The sequence below is a fragment of the Sphaerisporangium sp. NPDC088356 genome (genome assembly GCF_040685555.1).
Lineage (GTDB): Bacteria > Actinomycetota > Actinomycetes > Streptosporangiales > Streptosporangiaceae > Sphaerisporangium.
The window spans coordinates 76076-96100 of sequence record NZ_JBFBIK010000012.1 but is presented as its reverse complement, the minus strand read 5'-3'; the positions used below and the strand labels follow the sequence as shown (position 1 = coordinate 96100).

19 protein-coding genes and 1 pseudogene are annotated in these 20025 nt (G+C 68.3%); 6 read left to right on the top strand and 14 right to left on the bottom strand.

Annotated elements, in window-relative coordinates:
* Positions 1–7: 7 nt before the first annotated feature.
* The 5 genes from AB0O34_RS07650 to AB0O34_RS07630 all read right to left on the bottom strand — a co-directional run bounded on the left by AB0O34_RS07650 (position 8) and on the right by AB0O34_RS07630 (position 2687).
* On the bottom strand, positions 8–856 hold the full coding sequence (locus AB0O34_RS07650) for a DDE-type integrase/transposase/recombinase (protein WP_363913749.1): 849 nt from the start codon (positions 854–856) through the stop codon (positions 8–10).
* Positions 853–1059, bottom strand: a complete 207-nt coding sequence (locus AB0O34_RS07645; RefSeq protein ID WP_363913747.1) for a hypothetical protein — start codon at positions 1057–1059, stop codon at positions 853–855. Before AB0O34_RS07645 ends, AB0O34_RS07650 begins: the two co-directional genes overlap by 4 nt.
* Positions 1056–1298, bottom strand: coding sequence for a hypothetical protein (locus AB0O34_RS07640; protein WP_363913745.1), 243 nt, complete (start codon positions 1296–1298; stop codon positions 1056–1058). The genes AB0O34_RS07645 and AB0O34_RS07640 overlap by 4 nt, the downstream gene beginning before the upstream one ends.
* A gap of 33 nt (positions 1299–1331) precedes the next feature.
* Positions 1332–1571, bottom strand: coding sequence for a hypothetical protein (locus tag AB0O34_RS07635; protein ID WP_363913743.1), 240 nt, complete (start codon positions 1569–1571; stop codon positions 1332–1334).
* A gap of 294 nt (positions 1572–1865) precedes the next feature.
* Positions 1866–2687: an alpha/beta hydrolase gene (locus AB0O34_RS07630; RefSeq protein WP_363913741.1), complete on the bottom strand. Its 822-nt coding sequence runs from the start codon at positions 2685–2687 to the stop codon at positions 1866–1868.
* A gap of 187 nt (positions 2688–2874) precedes the next feature.
* Here AB0O34_RS07630 and AB0O34_RS07625 point away from each other — a divergent pair, with 187 nt between their 5' ends.
* On the top strand, positions 2875–3261 hold the full coding sequence (locus tag AB0O34_RS07625) for a C40 family peptidase (RefSeq protein WP_363913755.1): 387 nt from the start codon (positions 2875–2877) through the stop codon (positions 3259–3261).
* A gap of 37 nt (positions 3262–3298) precedes the next feature.
* On the opposite strand, the gene AB0O34_RS07620 is transcribed toward AB0O34_RS07625, so the two are convergent.
* From AB0O34_RS07620 to AB0O34_RS07610, 3 genes are all read right to left on the bottom strand, one after another.
* Positions 3299–3520: a hypothetical protein gene (locus AB0O34_RS07620; RefSeq protein WP_363913739.1), complete on the bottom strand. Its 222-nt coding sequence runs from the start codon at positions 3518–3520 to the stop codon at positions 3299–3301.
* A gap of 709 nt (positions 3521–4229) precedes the next feature.
* The gene (locus AB0O34_RS07615) at positions 4230–4541 is read right to left on the bottom strand and encodes a hypothetical protein (RefSeq protein WP_363913737.1); all 312 of its coding nucleotides are present in this window, start codon (positions 4539–4541) and stop codon (positions 4230–4232) included.
* A gap of 681 nt (positions 4542–5222) precedes the next feature.
* Positions 5223–5627 (bottom strand): DoxX family protein, encoded by a 405-nt coding sequence (locus tag AB0O34_RS07610; RefSeq protein ID WP_363913735.1) that lies wholly within the window; start codon positions 5625–5627, stop codon positions 5223–5225.
* A 74-nt stretch (positions 5628–5701) separates the two neighbouring features.
* Between AB0O34_RS07610 and AB0O34_RS07605 the strand changes: the two genes are divergently transcribed.
* Positions 5702–6586, top strand: a complete 885-nt coding sequence (locus AB0O34_RS07605) for a sigma-70 family RNA polymerase sigma factor (RefSeq protein ID WP_363913733.1) — start codon at positions 5702–5704, stop codon at positions 6584–6586.
* A gap of 217 nt (positions 6587–6803) precedes the next feature.
* Here the strand turns inward: AB0O34_RS07605 and AB0O34_RS07600 are convergent, their stop codons facing one another.
* The 4 genes and pseudogenes from AB0O34_RS07600 to AB0O34_RS07585 form a co-directional block, all read right to left on the bottom strand.
* A complete protein-coding gene (locus AB0O34_RS07600) occupies positions 6804–7649 on the bottom strand; it encodes an alpha/beta hydrolase (RefSeq protein ID WP_363913731.1) in 846 nt (281 codons plus the stop codon).
* Complete coding sequence (locus AB0O34_RS07595) at positions 7646–8083, bottom strand: MarR family transcriptional regulator (protein WP_363913729.1); 438 nt, start codon at positions 8081–8083, stop codon at positions 7646–7648. Before AB0O34_RS07595 ends, AB0O34_RS07600 begins: the two co-directional genes overlap by 4 nt.
* A gap of 70 nt (positions 8084–8153) precedes the next feature.
* Positions 8154–8318 (bottom strand): annotated as a pseudogene (locus tag AB0O34_RS07590) (helix-turn-helix domain-containing protein); the annotation flags it as partial.
* A 112-nt stretch (positions 8319–8430) separates the two neighbouring features.
* The gene (locus tag AB0O34_RS07585) at positions 8431–9018 is read right to left on the bottom strand and encodes a TetR/AcrR family transcriptional regulator (protein WP_363913727.1); all 588 of its coding nucleotides are present in this window, start codon (positions 9016–9018) and stop codon (positions 8431–8433) included.
* A 157-nt stretch (positions 9019–9175) separates the two neighbouring features.
* Between AB0O34_RS07585 and AB0O34_RS07580 the strand changes: the two genes are divergently transcribed.
* The gene (locus AB0O34_RS07580; protein WP_363913725.1) at positions 9176–10195 is read left to right on the top strand and encodes an aldo/keto reductase; all 1020 of its coding nucleotides are present in this window, start codon (positions 9176–9178) and stop codon (positions 10193–10195) included.
* Between the two features lie 188 nt (positions 10196–10383).
* Positions 10384–11226, top strand: coding sequence for an LLM class flavin-dependent oxidoreductase (locus tag AB0O34_RS07575; protein ID WP_363913723.1), 843 nt, complete (start codon positions 10384–10386; stop codon positions 11224–11226).
* Between the two features lie 83 nt (positions 11227–11309).
* Here the strand turns inward: AB0O34_RS07575 and AB0O34_RS07570 are convergent, their stop codons facing one another.
* The gene (locus tag AB0O34_RS07570; RefSeq protein WP_363913721.1) at positions 11310–16799 is read right to left on the bottom strand and encodes a carboxyl transferase domain-containing protein; all 5490 of its coding nucleotides are present in this window, start codon (positions 16797–16799) and stop codon (positions 11310–11312) included.
* Between the two features lie 707 nt (positions 16800–17506).
* On the opposite strand from AB0O34_RS07570, the gene AB0O34_RS07565 reads away from it, so the two are divergent.
* Positions 17507–18223, top strand: coding sequence for a hypothetical protein (locus tag AB0O34_RS07565; RefSeq protein WP_363913719.1), 717 nt, complete (start codon positions 17507–17509; stop codon positions 18221–18223).
* 113 nt (positions 18224–18336) lie between these two features.
* Here the strand turns inward: AB0O34_RS07565 and AB0O34_RS07560 are convergent, their stop codons facing one another.
* Positions 18337–19137, bottom strand: coding sequence for a hypothetical protein (locus AB0O34_RS07560; RefSeq protein WP_363913717.1), 801 nt, complete (start codon positions 19135–19137; stop codon positions 18337–18339).
* 176 nt (positions 19138–19313) lie between these two features.
* On the opposite strand from AB0O34_RS07560, the gene AB0O34_RS07555 reads away from it, so the two are divergent.
* The gene (locus AB0O34_RS07555) at positions 19314–19919 is read left to right on the top strand and encodes a cysteine hydrolase (protein WP_363913753.1); all 606 of its coding nucleotides are present in this window, start codon (positions 19314–19316) and stop codon (positions 19917–19919) included.
* Positions 19920–20025 lie beyond the last annotated feature (106 nt).

Sequence of the window (20025 nt, the reverse complement as noted above, 5' to 3'; positions counted from 1 at the left end):
AACGCTTCTACGCAACGTCATGCAACAGCTCGACGGACCCCAGAGAACGATGCTCGTGGTTGTAGTAGGCGAAGAACTCGGTGCAGAAGGCGCGGGCGTGAGCAAGGGAGCCGAAGCGCTCGGGGAAGGCCGGGCAGTACTTCAGCGTCCGAAACTGCGCCTCGGAGTACGGATTGTCATTGGACACCCGCGGCCGGCTGTGGCTTTGCGTGATGTTCAGATCGGCCGGCAGGGCGGCGACCGGCTTGGAAGTCATCGAGGGACCCCGGTCTGCGTGCACGTGTGCAGGCGCCTGACCGCCGTTGGCGCGGACGGCCGCAGCGATGAACCGCTCGGCCAATTCCGCGTTCTCACGGGCGTGGACCTCCCAGTGCACGACGTAGCGCGAATAGATGTCGATCATGACGTAGAGGTCGTGGTAGACACCCTTGACCGGTCCCTTCAGTTTGGTGATGTCCCAGGTGAACACCTGGGACGGAGCGCGGGCGACCAACTCGGGCCGCACCCGGGCCGCATGAGTCGCCTGCCGGCGACGCTCGCGCACCTCACCGCACCCGCGCAGCAACCGGTACATGGTGGAGATCGAGCACAGATAGAGGCCCTCGTCCAGCAAGGTGGCCCACACCTGCGCGGGCGCCTTGTCGACGAACCGCGGCGAGCGCAAGACGGCCAGCACCTGCGCCCGCTCATCCTCGCTCAGCGCCGCCGGGTGCGGCGCCGGCGCGGGGCGCGGGCCGAGCACCCCCGGCCGGGGGTGACGGTGGCGATGCACTGTGGCCCGCGACTTACCCGCCAGGGCGCACGCCGCGGTCAAGCCAACGACCGGCTCCAGCGCGGCGAATGCCTCGTCGATCACTTCCTGGGCGGCGCGTCGTTGTCCGCGCTCTCGGAGAGCAGTTCCAAGAGCGCGTGCGCTTTTCCCATGATCTCCAGCGCGGCCTTGGTCTTGGCCAGCTCCCATTCGGCCTTCTCCGCCCGGGCTCGCAGCCGCTCGTTCTCCTTCTCCGCCTCGCTCTTGCGCGTGCTCGGGCCGCAGGGCTTGGCCGCCAGCGCGTTCAACGCCCCGCGTCGCGAGCCTTGCGCCACTCGATGATGTGCGAGTGATACAACCCCTCCCGGCGCAGCAGCGCGCCCTTGGCTCCCGATTCGGTGGCCAAGTCGTAGGCCTCGACCATCGCCAGCTTGTATTCCGGCGTGAACGAGCGCCGCTTCGGCCGATCCGATCGAGGTTTGTCACCCTTGCCCACCTCACCATCATTGGTGAGATCCCTGCGAAGGTCGGCCACGGTCAAAGTCACTGTCCGAAAGATCCTGTTCTCGCCCTGCTTGAGTTACAGAAGACTACTTCGTCCCCAGGTCTCACGAGAGTCTGACAGAGAGGGGTATCGCGGTTCGATCGTGTCGGCGAGCTGGTAGACCTGTGCGACGGTGAGCACCGGCCGTTCCGCCGACTTCTCCTGTCCGGCGCCCTTGATCCGGCACGGGTTGCGCCGGATGAGCTGGTCGTCCACAGCCGTGGTGAGTACGGCCTTGAGAAGCCGGTACGCCTTGGCCACGGTGACCGCGCTCACTCCAGCGTCGAGCAGGTTCTTGCGCCACCGCCGGACGTGCGGGTCCTTGAGGTCACTCAGTGGCTTGTCGCCGAACGTCGGCTTGAGGTGAACGCGGAATCTGTCACCACGGCTCGCCGTTCGCGCGGACGAGCACTCCGGATCGGCCAGCGCCGTAGCTCCTCATAAACCCAGGTCAGGGATGCTTTTCCCTGCCTGGGTTTCTCGCTTCGATCGCGCCGTCGTCAGGTCGGTCCGATCATCGGCCCAACCGCTATGCGGCCCCTTCTAGGAACAACACCGCGACGGGCTTTCTCATCGGCCGGCCAGGACTGCCCGCAGCCGGTCGGCGAAGGCGGCGGGGTCACCCATGAAGCCACCGTGATCGCCGGGGAACAGGGCAGGTTCGATGCCCAGGGACGCGGCCAGCGCCCTGGAGGTCCGGTCGCAGAGCTGACCGGCTGACTGCTCTCCGATACCGATCACCAGGCGGGTGCTGCCCGCGCGCAGCGCGTCCAGATCGGGGACCCACTGGGTTGTGGGGCCCTGGGTGTACAGGAAGAACCGCCGATCCTCCTCGGCCTCCTTCTCGCCGCGTTCGGCGAACATCTGCTGGAACATCTCCTCGGGCATGGCCATCCCGGCGATCTCCATAAAGATCCGGAAGGCTCCTATCGAGTCACCGCCGCGATACGTGGCGACCATGTCCTCAGATCTGGCGATCAGTTCCTTGCGATCCTCCAGCACCTCATACAGCGGGGGTTCGTGCGCGATGACGGTGTGCGCCTGCCCGGGGTACGACTGAGCCAGGGCGAGCGCCGTCACCGCGCCGCCGCTGGATCCCAGCAACCCCGCCGGGCCGGCATCCACTTCGGTGATGAGGCGGGACAGGTCTGCGGCGCGCAGTTCCGGAGTGGCGACCTGATCGGGGTCCTCGATGGGGCTGCGGCCCACGCCTCGCGGGTCGGTGGTGAGCACGGTGTAATCGGCGGCGAGCAGGTCGGCCAGCGGCGCGAACGGCCCGGCGTCCATTGGCGAGCCCACCAGCACGAGCAGGGGCCCCTCGCCGCGGAGCTCGTAGTACAGCTGGGCACCAGGAACGTCCAGGGTTCCGCCGGTGGCCGGAAGTGCAGTCATCTCTACCCTCTATCTCTTCCTAGGTCTCTCACAGGACACCGTGTCGTCGACCAGCGCTATACCGAACGGCCCATGGAACAGTCCCTCCGTACACCTTCCGTCCGGTGCTCGACGCAGCGCGCGCCGCATGGACGGCACCGTACGGCAGGCCACCGACACTTTGACTCCGGCGGGCGTGTAGGGCGACATTCCTTCTGAGCACGTAGGGCCTGGCCAGCGACACAGCGCGCCTGGCCCTGCAGTTCGCCTTGCCCAGATCGGCAAGCCCTACCGGTGGGGTGCGACCGGACCCGGCTCCTATGACTGCTCCGGCCTCACCCAGTCGGCCTGGGCCAACGCGGGGGTGACCCTGCCGCGCACCACCTACACGCAGTGGGCGTGGGGCGCGAGCCGCCGCGTCTCGCTGGACGCCCTGCAGCCGGGCGACCTGTTGTTCAGCAAGGGCCTGGGCCACATGGGCATGTACGCCGGCGGCGGCAAGATGGTCCATGCTCCCCGCACGGGCGACGTGGTCAAGGTCGTCGCACTCGACGACTACTGGCGCGGCCGCCTGCTGGGCGCCGTCCGTCCCTGAGGCGAGACCGATCACGCGCATCGAGCGCATGTCACCGCTAGGCACCTTTGGTCGTGAGCTGGCAAGAGGGAGAAACGGGCACGGTCGACGGGGGCCGCCTGGTCGGGACGATGATGAGCACGACGACGAAGAACGCCGTCGTCAGCAGGACCGACGAGCCGGTGAGCGCGGCACTCACGTGCGCGATGACCGCGGCCGCGCCGTCGAGGGCCCCGGTGTGCGCCGAGACGGCGACCAGAACACCCAGCCCGAGTGCCATTCCCAGCTGGTGCGCGGCCCAGGGCGATGTCCTCGGCGGGCAGGTGTGGGTCGCTGCAGCGCAGCAGGTACTTGCCGTCGAGGTTCTCCTCGGCCGTCGCGGTGTCGAGGCGCAGCTTCCCCCGGTTGCCCGCAGGTAGCGGCGGTTGGCCTCACTGGAGAAGCTGGTATTCACCCGCGACCTCCTGACCTTCCAGTCGCGTTGCCGCGAACTCGCTGCCCTCCTTCGCCCCTTGACCGGCTTTCCCGGCCTCCGACTACTACGAGGGCTCCGCCGCATCCCGCGGCCACCAGCCGACCACGCGCCTGTCCGCTCCCAGCCTGGCGGGCCGATAAGACGGACGGCCGCAGGATGCTTCCCACGTTCACTGATGACCGTTCGATGGGGGAGGCGCCCAGCTTTTCCCCTGCAGCCTCGCCACGAGTACGCCGCAGACATTCTTCGTGGCCTCCTCGCCGACCCGGTTCGCCGGCTACGGAGTCGTCCGGTCGCACCGCGACTGGACGTGCACTGCCTACCGGCCCGTATCCACCAGGTTGGAGCCGGTTCTGGACTTGAGGGGGTTCGACCACTGGTTCCTGCATTCGTACGCCTTCCCACCTCGCTTGCCGGACCCGGGCCGTCTGGCAGTGCCGACCCGCCCCGTCGTTGTCGGGGCTGCTTTCCACCCTCCCCCGCGCGTCCGGAGTCGGGCTGCCCCCAGCTTCGATCAGACCGCTGCGACGGCCCGACGGCGGAGTCCTTTCACCTCCGCACGGTCAAACAGCGCATCGTGGCGCACGACCGGCTTCCAGTAATCCGAGGTCGCTTCCCTGGCCACCAGGGTGACGCTCTGGCAGCGCAGCCAGTCAGCCAGGGAGAGTAGGGAGGCGGTCAGGGTGGTGTATTCGCGTACCTCCTGACAGCGCCGCCCCGGCTTGTCGTCGTGGGGCACGCGTACGCACACCACCAGGCCGCTCTTGCCGATGTCGATCGCGGCGACCCGCTCGACCAGCTCTAGTGGTTCGTTGGTCTCCTGCACCTTTCGTCCTCGTCTTCTCCCGTGGCGGACAGGTAGGTGGTTGCGCGGGGAGCCGGTAGGGGAATCAAGAGCCGGGCTCTCGTGCTCGAAGCGACAATCCAGGGCCCCTGAGGCGGCTCCCGGCGTCAGACTGAAAACCGGCCTCGACCAGGCACCAGGCGGAATCGACGTCGGCGGGCAACCACCCCCGATTTTCACGCCCGCAGGGCGTGCGCGCAGCCACATCAAGGACTGAAAAGCGGAAGGTCGGCGATTCGACCCCGCCCCTGACCACCACCATCGAACAGCCCAAACGCCTCGCTCCGATTCGGACGGAACGTTTTTGGTCTCCGGTGACAGCAACGGTCGTTGGTCCGATGGTGGGCGATCGACGGCGGGCCATGAACGGCGGTGCCGCAAAGGGCGCGCCAGCGATGGCGGGAACTGTGCCTGGGCGCAAGCGGGTGGCCGGCTGATGCGCGCCGCCCGGCTTGAAGGGGTGCGTCGGCGCCCTGCGGCGACCCCGGCTGAGGATGTGCTCGCGGAGGATGGCCACCAGCTCCGGCGGAATCGGGACCGGACGGCCCCAACCAGACTCCGGAAGGGGGCAGTCCTGCACACGGAGGCCCAGCGCTTCAGCGGGGCGGAGGCCGGCGAAGTAACCGGACGCTCCACCTTGCATCGGGCCCTGGAGGCCGGCCATTACTGCACGGTGAGGTAGTGCATGCGGCGGCTGGAAGGCCTTAGCGCCCAGGACAGCGCGGTCAGTACGGTCAGGATGACCAGCAACCACACCTCGCCGAGGTCGTACCCAGTGGTCAGGTGGGAGACGATAGCCCCGGTGTAGGTGTAGAAGGCGCCCGCATAGGCCCATTCCTTGACTAACGCGCGACGCGGGGCGAACAGGGCGATCGCACCCAGCACCTTCCAGGTCCCCAGCAGCACTAGGAAGTAGGGCGGATAGCCCAGGTGCGTCACCAGGTCGCGGACGTATGGAAGCCGCGCGATATCCCAGATGCCGCCGACTGCCAGTTCGGACGCCACCGCTGCGGTGGCCAGCCAGTAGCCCGTCAATCGCAAACGCGCGGGTCCCGAAATCGGTGTCATGGGATGCTCCTTGTCACATCCGAGGGGGGTGCCGGTTCATCGCTATGAACCCCCGGGGCGGAAGGATGTGACCGATGGACGAGGCCGACTGGCTGGCGGCGCGCTTCGAGGAGCAGCGGTCCCATCTGCGGGCGGTCGCCTACCGGATGCTGGGCTCGCACGCAGAAGCAGACGACGCGGTGCAGAACTCATGGCTGCGTCTCAGCGGCGCCAACACCGCCGACGTGGATAACCTCGCCGGGTGGCTGACGACCGTCGTCGCCCGGGAGTGCCTCAAGATGCTGCGCACCCGCCGGAGTCGCCGTGAGGAGCCCATCAGCGACACCACGGCCGAGCCCTCTGCCGGAGGCCACGACGTCAACGATCCCGAAGCCGAAGCCCTGCTGGCCGACTCGGTCGGTCCCGCGCTGATGGTCGTGCTCGATAACCTCGCCCCCGCCGAGAGGCTCGCCTTCGTCCTACACGACATCTTCGCCGTGCCCTTCGACGAGATCGCCGCCATCCTTGAACGGTCCCCGGCCGCTGCCCGTCAGCTCGCCAGCCGCGCCCGCAGACGGGTCCAAGGCGCGAGCCCACCCCGGCAGGTTGATGTCACCCGCCAACGACAGGTCGTCCAGGCCTTCCTCACCGCGCTGCGTGAAGGTGACTTCGACGGGCTCCTCGCCGTACTCGACCCCGATGTCCTTCTCCGAGTCGGCAGCGCCGAACTCTCTCCTGGCGCAGCAGGGCTGATGCGAGGTGCGCGGGCTGTGGGTGCCCACGCGCTCGCCTTCTCGCGGGCTGCACGGTTCGTACAGCCCGCGCTGGTGAACGGGGCCGTGGGTCTTGCGATCGTCCCGCAAGGACGCCTCATCGGGGCACTCGGCCTCACTTTCAAACACGACAAGATCGCCATAATCGAGATGATCGCCGATCCCGAACGCCTTCGACACGTCGACCTGGCAGCTCTCGGCCCTTGACCGCCGACGGCCCAGCATCCACCGAGCGTACGGCGGCAGCCGTACACCACCGTCTGACCACGGTCTCTTGTGGGAGCGTCTGCCGGCGGTTTTTCCAGGCCCGGGCCGGGCCGCTTTGATACGGCGGACAGGTTGAGTGTGGTGCGACGGACTACGGGGGGTGTCGTCGGGGGCGACACCGATTCCGGAACGATCACGAGACTGCTTGGCCGAACCATCACAGGAAGAACGCAAGAGCCCTCTCGCCCACAACCGAGGCTGCTTTCCGTTCCGATGGCCCGAAATGGTTGAGGCCGTCCAAGGTTTCGAGGGTGGCGTTGGGAAGGGTGTCGCGGAGGGTGTCGAACTCGGCTCTGCTGGCGCGCGCGGTGCGGCTCCCGCAAAGGAGCAGCACCGGAGCGGTGACGGCCGCGAACTCGGCGAGCCTGCCCTGCTGGGCTGCGATCTGCTCGTGCTCGGCCAGATTGGCCTGCAGAAGGGGCCGCATCCGCTGCCAGCTCGGCCCGCGGAAGCCGACACGCATCGCCATGCGCAGATACCAGTACGGCATCTTGGTCACAAAGGCCGGCGCGCCGCCCGAGCCTCGGATGAAGTGAACGAACGCGCCGTAGGGATCGTCCGCGGCCAGCCGTTTCCGGTAAGGGGACATCCAGCCGGTGGGGACGGGGGCGACGGGCACTCCGGGCTCGTAGACCGCGATGCGGTCGAACACCTCGAACGACCGTGCGGTCTCAAGGGTGACGAGTCCGCCGTAGCTGTGACCGAACGCCAACCGCGCTCCGGTCTCCGCCTGGACGGCGAGGAGGTCTTCTACTTCCTTCCCCAAGGCGTACTGGGGTCCCTGAGGGCCGCTGGCGCCGCGTCCTCGCCGGTCGACCACGTGCACCGTGAAGGAGCGGGCCAGCGCGGAGGCCAGCGGCAGGTAGTCCTCCGAGGTGCGCAGCGCGCCGCCGAGCACAATGAGACCCGGCCCGGCGCCCATCGTCTGATAGCAGATCGGCGTACCGTCGGCTGAGGAGACGGTGCGCTGGTGTGCCGGCGAGGTCTGGATGCTCCGATTCACTTGGTTCTCTCCCGTTCCAGGCGGTCGAATGTGGTCAGCAGTTGCGCGGTGTGCTCGGTGTACTCGGCGTACGGAACGCCGCTGTGTGCGACGAGTGCGGCCAACCGTGCTTCGAGGCCCTGCTGGACCGAGGCCACCAGTTGCTTGCCCTTGTTCGTGAGGCTCAGCTGTCGGCGGTGCCCCCCGGCCGGGTCGGGCTGGACGTCGAGAAGTCCCTCGGCGGCGAGGATGCCGGTCATGCGGCTCACCGACGGCTCGGTCACACCGAGGGAGTCGGCAAGGGCCCGTTGCGTCGAGGCGCCCAGCTCCCCTACCAGGGTCAGCGCCAGGAAGCGGCTGTAGGACACGTTGTGTTCCGCCCGCAGGATCCGGTCGGCCGCCCGGTCCAGGCGGGCGGTGAGCACATGCAGGTTGAAGCTTAGATTTCGTTCCACCCTGCTAACTTAACATTCTAACTTAGAAATGCAAGTCACAGTTTCGACTGGTTCCGGTGACTGTGGGTCGCTAGATGTGGCGCGTGCCGTCCGGGCGGACGGTGACGAAACCCGACTCCCGTAGCACTCGCAGGTGTTGCGATACCGCAGGTGGTGAGATGGCGAACTCTGCCCGGATGACCTCGCTGACGGCGCCGGCGGCCTGTTCTCCGTCGGCGAGCAGCTCCAGTATTCGGCGACCGAGTGGTCTCGAACTATCTCAGGGCGGTAGTCGGCGCCCCCCCGACACATCGAACGATGTTCATTGTGCAGGCGATCAGCGAACCTCAGCCCTTGGAATCAATCATCTAGTGGAGGCGCAGGCCTGCGATGACGAGTTCGACCATGCGACGTGCGTCGTAGCGGGGGTTGTTGCCGGCGCCGATACAGAGATTGCCGACGCCACGCAGCAGTTCGTAGGCATCCATGTCGGGGAGAATCTCGCCCGCCGCGGCGGCAGCGTCGAGCAGCTGGGCGCACACGGGGACGAGGCGGTCGAGGAAATAGGCGTGCAGAGTCTCGAAGGCGGCAGCGTTGGATTGCAGCGCCTCGGCGAGGCCGTGCTTGGTGACCAAGAAGTCGACGAAGAGGTTGATCCACTGTGCCAGGGCGGCGTGCGGTGTGCTGCTGTTGGCCAGCAGTGTCGGACCGGCCTCAGCGCATGCCTCGACCTGGTGCCGGTAGACGGCGACGATCAGATCGGCTCGCGTCGGGAAGTGGCGATAGAACGTGCCAACGCCAACGCCGGCCTTGGCCGCGATGTCGCGCACGGGCACGTCGACGCCGGAAGTGACAAAAGCCGCAGCAGCCGCGTCCAGCAGCGTCTTCTCGTTACGCCGGGCGTCGGCCCGCTTCCGCGGGGCTGACGACCCTGATCCGCTGCCGATGTCGACCACTGCGCCGCTACCTCCGTCGTCCCACTTGGCAAACGGAACTGTGTTCCGTATGGTGATTAGCGGAACAAGGCTCCGCTTGTTCAGGATGCCAGATCAGGCGAGCCGAATCCAAGCCACGAATCGCAAACTCGCTTCACCTCTCCAAGGGGGAACAGTCATGCAGTACCGCACCTTGGGCTACACCGGTGTGCAGGTCAGCACCCTCGTGCTCGGCGCGATGAACTTCGGCGGTTTGGGACGCACCACCCAGGACGAGGTCACCGCCATGGTCGACACCGCCCTGGAGGGGGGGATCAACCTCATCGACACCGCCGATATGTACAGCCAGGGTGAGTCGGAGGAGATGGTCGGCAAGGCCATCGCCGGCCGCCGCGACGACATCGTGCTGGCCACGAAGGCGAGCATGCCCATGGGCGACGAGCGCAACCATCGGGGCGGTTCGCGCCGCTGGTTGGTCACCGAGTTGGACAACAGCCTGCGCCGTCTCGGTGTCGACCATGTCGATCTCTACCAGATCCACCGGTGGGACCCGAGCACCAGCGACGAGGAGACGCTGTCGGCTCTGACCGACCTGCAGCGCGCGGGAAAGATTCGCTACTTCGGCTCCTCGACGTTCCCGGCGTACCGCATCGTGCAGGCCGAGTGGGCCGCCCGGCAGAATCACCTGAGCCGTTATGTCACCGAACAGCCCAGCTACTCGATCCTGCAGCGCGGGATCGAGACCCACGTGCTGCCTGTGACCGAGCAGTACGGGCTCGGCGTGCTGGTGTGGAGCCCGTTGGCCTCGGGCTGGCTGTCGGGCGCCATCCGCGAGGGCCAGGAAATCACCACCAGCCGCTCGACACTCATGCCGCAACGCTTCGACACCGCCATCCCCGCCAACCGGGCCAGGCTCGACGCCGTCGAGCAGCTGGCCAAACTCGCCGACCAGGCCGGTCTGACGATGATCCAGCTCGCGCTCGGATTCGTCACCGCGCACCCCGCCGTGACCAGCGCGATCATCGGCCCCCGCACCATGGACCACCTGCACTCCCAGCTCGCCGCCGCAGACACCGTGCTCTCCGCCGACGTACTCGACGCGATCGACGCGATCGTCCCTCCCGGCGTCGACCTCGCCGCACACGAGAAGCACGACACGCCGCCCGCCCTGCTTGACGCTGCGCGGCGACGTCGCTGATCGCTCGTCACGTCAGTCACGTCAGTCACGCGGCGGCAGGCGGACAGTAGCTTGCGCATCGCCCTGACGCGTCGCAAGGGCAGGCCTTCGAAACTCAACTCCCTGTCCGCTGCTGAACCTGAGCGTGTCACCGTGTAGAAAGGACCAACCGCTCCATGCCGCGAACACCCCGGCCTCGTTTCGGAATCATGACCGCACCATCACAGGTCGACTACCACGACGTCCTGCGGGTCTGGCGCGAGGCGGACACAATCCCGGAGATCGAGCATGCGTGGCTGTTCGATCACCTCATGCCGATCGGCGGCGACCCGAGCGGACCGACTCACGAAGGCTGGACACTGCTCTCGGCCCTCGCCGCACAGACCCAACGACTGCGCCTCGGCCTGCTCGTGACCAGCAACCGCTTCCGACCGCCCGCAATGCTGGCCAAGATCGCCGCGACCGTCGACATCGTCTCCGGCGGACGGCTCGACTTCGGTATCGGCGCGGGCTCACGACCCGGCCACCCTCTGGCCCGGCGCGAGTACGAAGCCCACGGCCTGCCCTTCCACGACTCCGCCCACGCCGTGGGGAGCCTCACCGAGGCGTGCACGATCATCCGGCGGCTGTGGACCGAGGCCGAGCCGTTCGACTTCCATGGCACCTACGTCCACCTCACCGGAGCGTTCTGCAACCCCAAACCCATCCAGCGCCCCCACCCGCCGATCCTTATCGGCGGACGCTCGGCCCCCGTGCTCCGCGTGGTCGCCGAGCACGCCGACCTGTGGAACATCCCCGGCGGCGACATCGACGACGCCATCAGCCGCAGCGCACTGCTGGACCGCTACTGCGCCGAGATCGGTCGCGACCCCGCCTCCGTCACCCGCTCGATCCACCTGCCGATCTCCTACGACCAGCCCAGCATCACCCGGGACGCGATCGGCGAAGCGATCGACGCCGGCTTCCAGCACATCGTCCTCGGACTACCAGCGCCCTACCCCGCCAACGTCGCACAGTGGGTCACCGACGAGCTCATCACGTCGTCCTGGTAGTCCAGCCGTGGGGGAAATCTCCGCATCGGGGGGAAACCGGATGCCCGAACCGAAAGGCGCGGGCATCCGGTTCCAGGACCAGGTCACAACTGTCGGGCGAGGCCCTTCTCGACCGCCTCGATGATCCGCGGCCGCAGCTCGGCGCAGCTGATGATCGCGTCGACCGAGCCGACGCCGACCGCCCGCTGGATGCTGTGCACCCGGTCGAACTCGGTGGCCACCTCGGTGAGCTTCTCGGCCCGTACGGACGACCGCAGCTCGGCCATCTCGGCGGCCAACGCGGCCCGCGTGGCAGCCGGCGCCTCCGCGACGCGGGCGGCGAGCGCGAGCACGCGGGGGTCGTTGCCGGTCCGCTTGTCGACATCGCGGGCGAAGACCACCGCGGCGGCCGGAGCACCGCCGAGCACCGAGGCGAACGAGCCCTCGACCGCGAGCACGGTCATGTTGGGGTTGAGCGCCTTGGAGAACACCACGAAGGCGCCGCCGTGGTACCGCGAGATCACGCAGAACACGATGGGGCCCTTGAAGTTCACCACCGCGCGGCCGATCTCCGCGCCGTACTCCAGCTGCAGCTTGCGCATCGACTCGGGCGACCCGTCGAACCCGGACAGGTTGGCCAGCACGACCAGCGGACGGTTCCCGCTGGCGGCGTTGATGGCCCGAGCGGCCTTCTTGGACGACTGCGGGAACAAGGTGCCCGCGGTGTAGGTGTCCGGGCCGTCGGTGGGAGGGAATCCGCGACGCGGGACGGACCGGGACTCGATGCCCAGCAGGCACACCGGCCGACCACCGAGGTGGACGTCCTGGACCGCGGCGGTGTCCGCGTCGGCCATGCCCGCCCACCGCTCCAGCACCGGGTGGTCCTGATCTGACAGCGCGCGCATGACCGTGCGGATGTCGAACGGCTTCTTGCGGTCCGGGTTGGACTCGACGGAGAAGATCTGGCCCACTGTCGTGAAGTCGCTGTCCGGCACGGCGTGCGGGAACGTCGACACGTCGCGGTCCACTGGGTCGCTGGTGACCGTCTTGCGTGGCCGGCTCTCTCCCGGCGCGACGTAGCTGTGGTCGTAGTGCGACATCAGGACTTCCCGCGCACCGCGGATGTCCGGTGCCCAGTACTGCGCCTGGCCGTTCGGGCCCATGATCCGGTCGTACCCGCCGATGCCGTGGTTGTCCTCGGCCGACACACCGCCGGAGAAGTCGAGCGACTGCTTGCCCGTCAGCACCATCGCGGAGTCCGGCGTCATCACCAGGATTCCCTTGGTGTGCATGAGCATCGTGGCCTCGGCGTTCCAGTACGGCTGGGCGCCGACGTTGATGCCCGCGACCACGATGTTGATCTCGCCGCCGTCCTGGGTGAAGTTCACGATCCGCTTCAGCGCCGCCGCCACCCAGTCCATGTTCTCGGTGCCGGACGACATCGAGATCCGGGCGCCCGAGGAGAGCGCGAACCACTCCAGCGGCACCCGCATCCGCTCGGCCAGGTCGAGCGCGGCGATCACCCGCGCGCACTCGGGCTCGGACAGCGCGCCCAGCGCCTTCGTCGGGTCGCCCAGCAGCACGACGCGGGTCATGCCCTCCGGGTGGCGCGGCGTGGGCGTGCTGACGACGCCCGCGACGAGCGCGGCGGTGTTGCGCCCCTTGGGCCGGTTCACCGGCACCAGCTTCGAGTGCTCGTCCAGGTCGTACTCGGTGAACGAGCCGAACGGCCCGGCGAGCATGCCGGTCAGCTCGTACGGGTGGTGGGTGCCGCGGCTGTGCGCGCGCAGCACTTCCTGGCGGTAGTCGTCCAACGGCTCGATGGGCTCGGTCGGCGGCGGCACGACGGACAGCCGCACGCCGGAGCCCACGTCGTAGCCGATCCGGACGGCGATGTCGACGAGCTCGCCGGTGGCGCTGTCGCGGCGCCTGCCGAGGAACAGCACCTCCTCCAGGCCCGCGCCCGCCGTCGTCGGCAACACGCGCTTCGCCACGGTGTTCAGGTCGTCCGGCGAGAGGTCGGTCGGCGGCCACACGTAGATGACGATCCGGTTCGTGGCGGACGTCTTCGCGCCGGGCTTCTTGGCCCGGCGGATCGCGTCGAGGCACGTGGCCAGGATGTCCTCCGCCGCGGGCAGCGCGACGAGCCTGCCCTCGTCGTCGCGCAACGGGGTCAGGTCGCGGACCTGCCCCAGGGCGACGAGGCGCTCGTCGGACGGGTTCTGTCGTGCCGCGGCCCGGAAGAGGTAGACCTCCTCGTCGGGCGAGGGCAGCCGGGTGAGGTCGAAGTCGCGCAACCGCTCCAGCTGCATACGCTCGGCGATGCGCGGGTGCAGACCGCGCAGCAGCCGTACCTCCACGAAGCCGTGCGCGGACGGCTGGAAGGTGAAGTGGGGGTGCATCACGGCGCCGCTGTTGCCCGCGATGGTCGTGGTGATGCGGCCGATCCGGTTCGACGGCTGCTGCGCGACCAGGACCTCGCGCAGGCGCGTGGCCATCTCGTCGGGGTCGCTCGGACCGTCCGGCCAGGTCAGGTACACGTCCGCCACCAGCTCGCCGTCACCGGCGAACTCGTCGACCGCCTTGACCGCCTCGGCCAGCGCCGGGAAGTCGACGGCGGTGGCCACGACGCGGCCGTCGCCGGTCGCGGTGCGGTGGTCGGCGACGACGAACGTGCAGCCCGCCACCTTGCTCACCCGGATGTCGCTGAGCGCGCGGTTGCCGTAGTAGCGGCGGCTCAGCACCTCCAGCAGCGGCACGGGGCTGGCGCCTTCGCGGCCGATCCGCTGGCCGACCAGCCGGACGAGCGGCTCGGCGCTGGCGACCATCGCGGAGATCCGCTCGGCGCGGTCGGGCGCGTCCGGGTGCTGGTCGAGGTGGCGAAGGTGCTTGCGTACGGCCGTGTAGACCTTGGCGCGGTTGCGGCGCAGCAGCGGCTGGGCGAACCAGACGAACACGACGCCGCGCGCCAGGTCCGCGACGGCCGGGAACCGGACCTGGGTGGCGGCGACCAGGTGCTCCAGCGCCAGGCCGACGGTGACGCGGTCCGCCTCGGCGGGCGGGGCCTCGTTCACCCACTGGCGCAGCAGGGTCGTCACCACGGCGACGTCGGCGGACGCGCGCTGCTGGGCCAGGAAGATCCGGAAGACCGCGTACTCCAGCTCCGGCGTGCGGTCAAGGCCTTCGACGCCGTAGTGGGAGAGCACGTGTGTGAGCCGCTGCTGGAAGCTCTCCGACAGCCCGGACCGGTCCGGGTCGAGGAACCGCAGGTACGTGTGGAAGTACTCGCGGGGGCTGTGCACCGCGGAGCCGGACTTCGACTCCTCGCCGGCGGGCCGGTTGCGGCTCAGTTCGCTCAGGTCGGCGAACAGGCGCAGCAACTCGACCTCACCGGCCAGCTCGTGTCTGCCCTCCGCGACAAGCTCGGCGCGCGCGGCCAGGTAGTCGGCCAGCAGGCGCTTCTCGTTCTGCGAGTCGATGTCGAAGCCCAGCAGGAGGCTGCGCAGGTCCTGCAGACCACGCGCGGCCCGCTCGGCCGCGGGCACGTCCACCGGCTCGGGCGGCAGGTCCAGCTCGACTTCCTTCGCCGCGGCCCCGGGGCCGGCCGCCTCGTCTCCGTCACCCAGCGGCTCCAGGCGGAGCAGGCGGGTGCCAGCCTCCACCTGGCTGCCGATCGACACCGCGAGTTCCCGCACGCGGCCGTGGAACGGCGCGCGCAGCACGGTCTCCATCTTCATGCTCTCGACCACGAGCAGCGGCGCACCGGCCTCGATCTCGTCGCCCACCTGCAGCGGCGTGGCGACCACGAGCGCGGGCACGGGCGAGCGCACGATGCCGCCCTCGTCGCGGCTGATCCGGTGGGTGATGCCGTTGACCTCGACCAGGTGGGTCGGGCCGTGAGTGCTCGCGACGACCTTGAAGCGGACGCCGTTGACGGTGATCTGGCGGCTGTGCTCGTCGAAGCGCTCGATGTCGACGTCGGCCGCGTGCTCGGGGCCGCTCGCCGAGATGCCGACGCGGAACCGGTGGCCGCCGGTGCGGGCGACCTGGACGCGGTAGTCGACGTCGCGGAGCTTGAGCTCCAGCGCGCGGCCGCTCTCGTGCTGCGACTGTGGGCGGCCGCCGTGCGCGGTGGACAGGAAGCGCTGCCGCGTCACGGCCTCCTCGTCCTCGTAGGCCTCGATGGCGGCGGCGATCAGCGCGATCGCCGAGTGCTGGTGCGACACCAGGGCGCCCTCGGCGCGCACGCGGTCGATCCAGCCGGTGTCGGCGGACCCGTCGACCACCGCGGGCTCGTCGAGCAGCATGCGGACGAAGCCCTTGTTCGTCACGCCGCCCTCGATGATGACGGTCGTCTGTGTCATGGCGCGGCGCAGGCGGGCCAGCGCCTCCGGGCGGTCACGGCCGTGCGCGATGATCTTGGCGATCATGGAGTCGAAGTCGGCGGGGATCACGTCGCCCTCGCTGAACCCGGTGTCCACCCGGATGCCGGGGCCGCTGGGCAGCGCCAGCCGCGCGATCCGGCCGGGTGAGGGTGCGAAGTCGCGGTCGGGGTCCTCGGCGTTGAGGCGCGCCTCAACGGCGTGACCCCACTCCTCGGGCGCTTCACCCTCGAGCTTGCCGCCCGCCGCGACGTGCAACTGGGCCTTCACCAGGTCGACGCCGGTGGTGATCTCGGTGATCGGGTGCTCGACCTGCAGGCGCGTGTTGACCTCGAGGAACGCGAACAGCCGCTCACCGGGGTGGTAGAGGAACTCGACGGTGCCCGCGCCCTGGTAGTCCACCGCGAGCACGAGCCGCTCAGCCGAGGCCTTCAGCTCGGCGACCTGCTTGGCGTCGAGGACCGGGGATGCGGACTCTTCGATGATCTTCTGGTTGCGCCGCTGCACGGAGCAGTCGCGTACGCCCAGCGCCCACGCCGTGCCCCGCCCGTCCGCGATGACCTGCACCTCGACGTGCCGGGCGCCCGTCACCAGGCGCTCCAGGAACACGACGCCACTGCCGAACGCGCGCACGGCTTCCTGGCGCGTCAGCTCGTAGGCCTGGGTCAGCTCGTCGGCGTTGGAGACCATCCGGATACCACGACCACCGCCGCCGGCGGTCGCCTTCAGCATCAACGGGTAGCCGATCCGGTCCGCCGCCGCCTTGGCGTCGTCCAGCGTCTCCACCGGACCGCGGCTCCACGGCGCGACGGGCACACCGACCTCTTCGGCGATCAGCTTCGAGCCGATCTTGTCGCCCAGCTTGCGCATCGCCTCGGCGCTCGGGCCGACGAACGTCACGCCGATCTCGGCGCACAGCTCGGCGAACGCCGGGTCCTCCGCCACGAAGCCCCAGCCGACCCAGGCCGCGTCCGCACCGGTCTCGACCAGGGCTTTCCTGAGGACCGCGTGGTCCAGATAGGGCCGGTTCGCGGCGAGCCCAAGGTCGTACGCGATGTCCGCCTCGCGGACGAACGTGGCCGTCCGGTCGGAGTCCGTGTACAGGGCGACGGTCTCGATCCGTGTCCCCAGCTCTGCGGCTAGGTCCCGAACGGCGTGGATGAGCCGCATGGCGGCTTCACCGCGGTTGACGATGGCGACACGACTGAACACTGAGCGGGCCTTTCGAAGGCGGTGAACACGGCGGCCGTCCCCGCCCCAACGGGGGTCCATACTCTCGGCTGCCTTCGGATACCGGAATGGCGGGGACTAAGCGTGCTTTGCGGCCGGAGTTGTGGGGATCACACAAACGCGCCCGTCGGGGTGGTGCGACGTGCGGCTGGTGTGATCTTGGTCGCGTAGCGGCTCGTGGCCTCGGGGGTCCGTTCGGACCAGCCGCGGCGAGGGTACTCCGTTTGTCAGGCAGCGACAAAGCCGGCAGGTGGGCCCCCGCTCTGATGCCGGACACGCACCGATGGTGCTCCGTGACGCAGGTGTGCCGGAGGTCGTGTGGCGGCGGGCAAGGTTCGGGTGCGGGCGGCTGACGCGCCTGGAATGTCGCGCTCCGACTCCAGCGAAGGGATGTACCCTTTCCCCTCCCGCAGGGCTTTATCCTATTTACTACATTTGTCCATCCTGTCGGGAAGAGAGCAGAGTCGCTGTCTGCATGCCTTAACAGGATTTGCGGTCGATGGCTTGAATTTTTGGACGATGTCCTTCAGTGTGGCCATGTCTCCTTCTCCAATCGCCGGTCGGCGAAAGGCGCTCGTCCACACCTGGAAACGGCTCGGCGCCCGCATGGCCAAATCTGCCGGGTGAATGCGATAGAAGGAGCATTCATGACGTGAGATTATGCGCGCGTCCGATACGAGGAGAAGCGTATGTCAAAGATCACCGCGATGACCGCTATCAACCAGTCCTTACAGAACACCGCCCTGAGCAGCGCCCGGGTCTGGAACCCGTTCCACACGCTCGCGGAGGGACCGACCAACGTCTTCAGCGCCAACCCCGGCTGGTCCCCGATGGTGCCGGAGGTCATCCCGGACGCCAAGACGTTCGCGAACGCCGGCCGTGGCGAGAAGATCACCTACTCCGGCCTCGCCAAGCAGGCCGGTCTGCTCGACAAAGACCTGGAGTGGACCGATCTGACCAGCCCTGTCTTCGAGCGGCTCCGCGGCAAACTGAAGATCGACTACCTCAAGCGTGGCGCCGAGTCGATCAAGAATTTCCCTAGCGGCGTCTGCACGATGTTCGCCTGTGCGGTCCTCGGCCATCTGGCTGTCAACAACAACCTGCTCGACAACGGCTCGGTCGTCGAGCTGTTCAAGTATGAGGGAGACCAGGGCGGCCACGCCTTCATCGTGGTCAACCGGATGGGAGCGGCCAATGACGTCGACTCTTGGGGCGCCGAGTGCTACACCATCGATCCCTGGTACGCCCGGCACCGGATCAACGCCCCCGGCTCGAACCCGGTCAAGGACATGACTGCCGGCACGAACTTCTCCGATCCGCTTTTCAACACGTTCCTGAAGGATGCCAACTCCCGTACCGCCATGGTCACCTTCACCCACCTGGAGCTGATCCAGGCGCTCACCTGATCCCCTTCGTGGCCACGGCCGGCTGAACGTGGGGAGGAGATCAGCTCCTGGATTGGACTCCCGCGTCATGTTCGCCGGCCTGCGCGCGTGGCAGGCCGGCTTCGCGGCCTGACCTAGTTGTACTTGTACAACCTGGTGGCCACACGGTGGTTGTTGTCGAACACCGAGGCGCGGTACTTGCTTATGGCGAGATCGCCGTGTTCGGCCTTGCCGCAGGTGTTGACCCCGGCCAGTTGGTGGATCTCGAAACGCGCCGTCGGATCGCCTCCCACGAAGTATTCCGCACGGGCCTGACGTCTGTCGGCGCCGGTGTCACACGCGAAGACGAACGTGTTCTTCTCGGCGAAGCACGTGATGGCGGCACCCTTGGTCGAGGTGCAGACCTCGGACCGTGCCCGCGCGGTGGACGGCGTGACACGCGTTTCTCGTTTGACGGGGTACTTGGTAGCGCTGCGAACCGTCTTCCACCGGCTGACCTTGATCGGGTGATTTCCCCGGTATATCGCGGCTCTGAACGTTACGGTCTTGCCGATTTCGCGGTTTCCCCGGACCTCCCCCTCGCCTGCCAAGTTGTGGATGACATATGTCGTGCCCAGGTAGCCGTTCATGTAGTACTCGACCGTGGCATGGAGCTTGTCGGACTCCGTGTCCTCGATCGAGATCCCCGGCCGGTCGCTCTCGTCCGCTCCCACGCACGCCGCCGCGCCCCTGACGCGGACGCACACGGGTGCCTCTCCGCTGGTAGTGCCAGCCGCCGCGGCAGTGGCGGGCAGGCCGACGGCGGCGGCGGACATTTCACCGAAGGCCGGGCTCGACGTGGTCGCGGCGAGAGCGGGTGTTGAGGTCACGGCCATCGTGGCGGCGACGATCGCGGTCACCGAGACCAGGACCGGGACAGAGATTCTCAGCTCCATGTTCACTTAGATGCCGAGTAGCCGCGTTATGTTGACCCCGGGAACCGACATCTTTCTCAGCGAACACAACCGGCGCATCTCCCGCCGGTGGCAGGAAGACAGCCGCCTCATCGTCGTCTTGGCAACCTGCGGTCAGGAGGCATGGTGCGGGGAAGAAGTACGGCAAAATCATGACTATGACCTACGACCCGCGCACTGCGGCCGTTCTGGCTCTGCACTGGCAGGTGAACGTCATCAAGCCCGAGGGATTCTTCGGCGCGATGCTCGGCGAGCCGGTCGCGCGCAGCGGCGTCGTGGAGCGTGCCGTGCGATTCCATGAATCCATGCGCGCCGTAGGAGTGCCGCTGGTCTTCACCCGGTTCACCGTGCCGGTGGGTGGGGGTGGCCTGGTCCGGAACACGGGCTTCATGAACGCGGTCGGCGATGCGCAGGAGGCCTTCCGTCCGGACGCCCCGGGGGCGCAGTTGATCCCGGAGATGCGGGCTCTGGCCGAGGTCGACCGGGTCGTCGACAACCAGAAGCTGTCCGGCCTGGCCGGGAACGACCTGCCCCGGTGGCTGGCCGGGCGCGGGATCGGCACGCTGTTCGTGACCGGGGTCGCCACCAACCTCACGGTCGAGCAGACCGCCAGGCACGGTACCGATCTCGGCTTCACCGTGCACCCGGTGAGCGACTGCGTCACCGCCGCGACCGACGAGGCGCACGAGATGTCGCTGGCCAACATGGACCTGGCGACGGCCGGTCGCCTCACCTCGGAACAGGCGCTCGGGCTGTTCTCCTGAGCCGACCATCGGCCCGGGACGCGGACGTCCCGGGCCGATTCGGCCGTGTGGCGGTCCCGCACCTGCGGCGGCACCTCGCTCCGGCGGTTCGGGCCTCGGTGGCGGA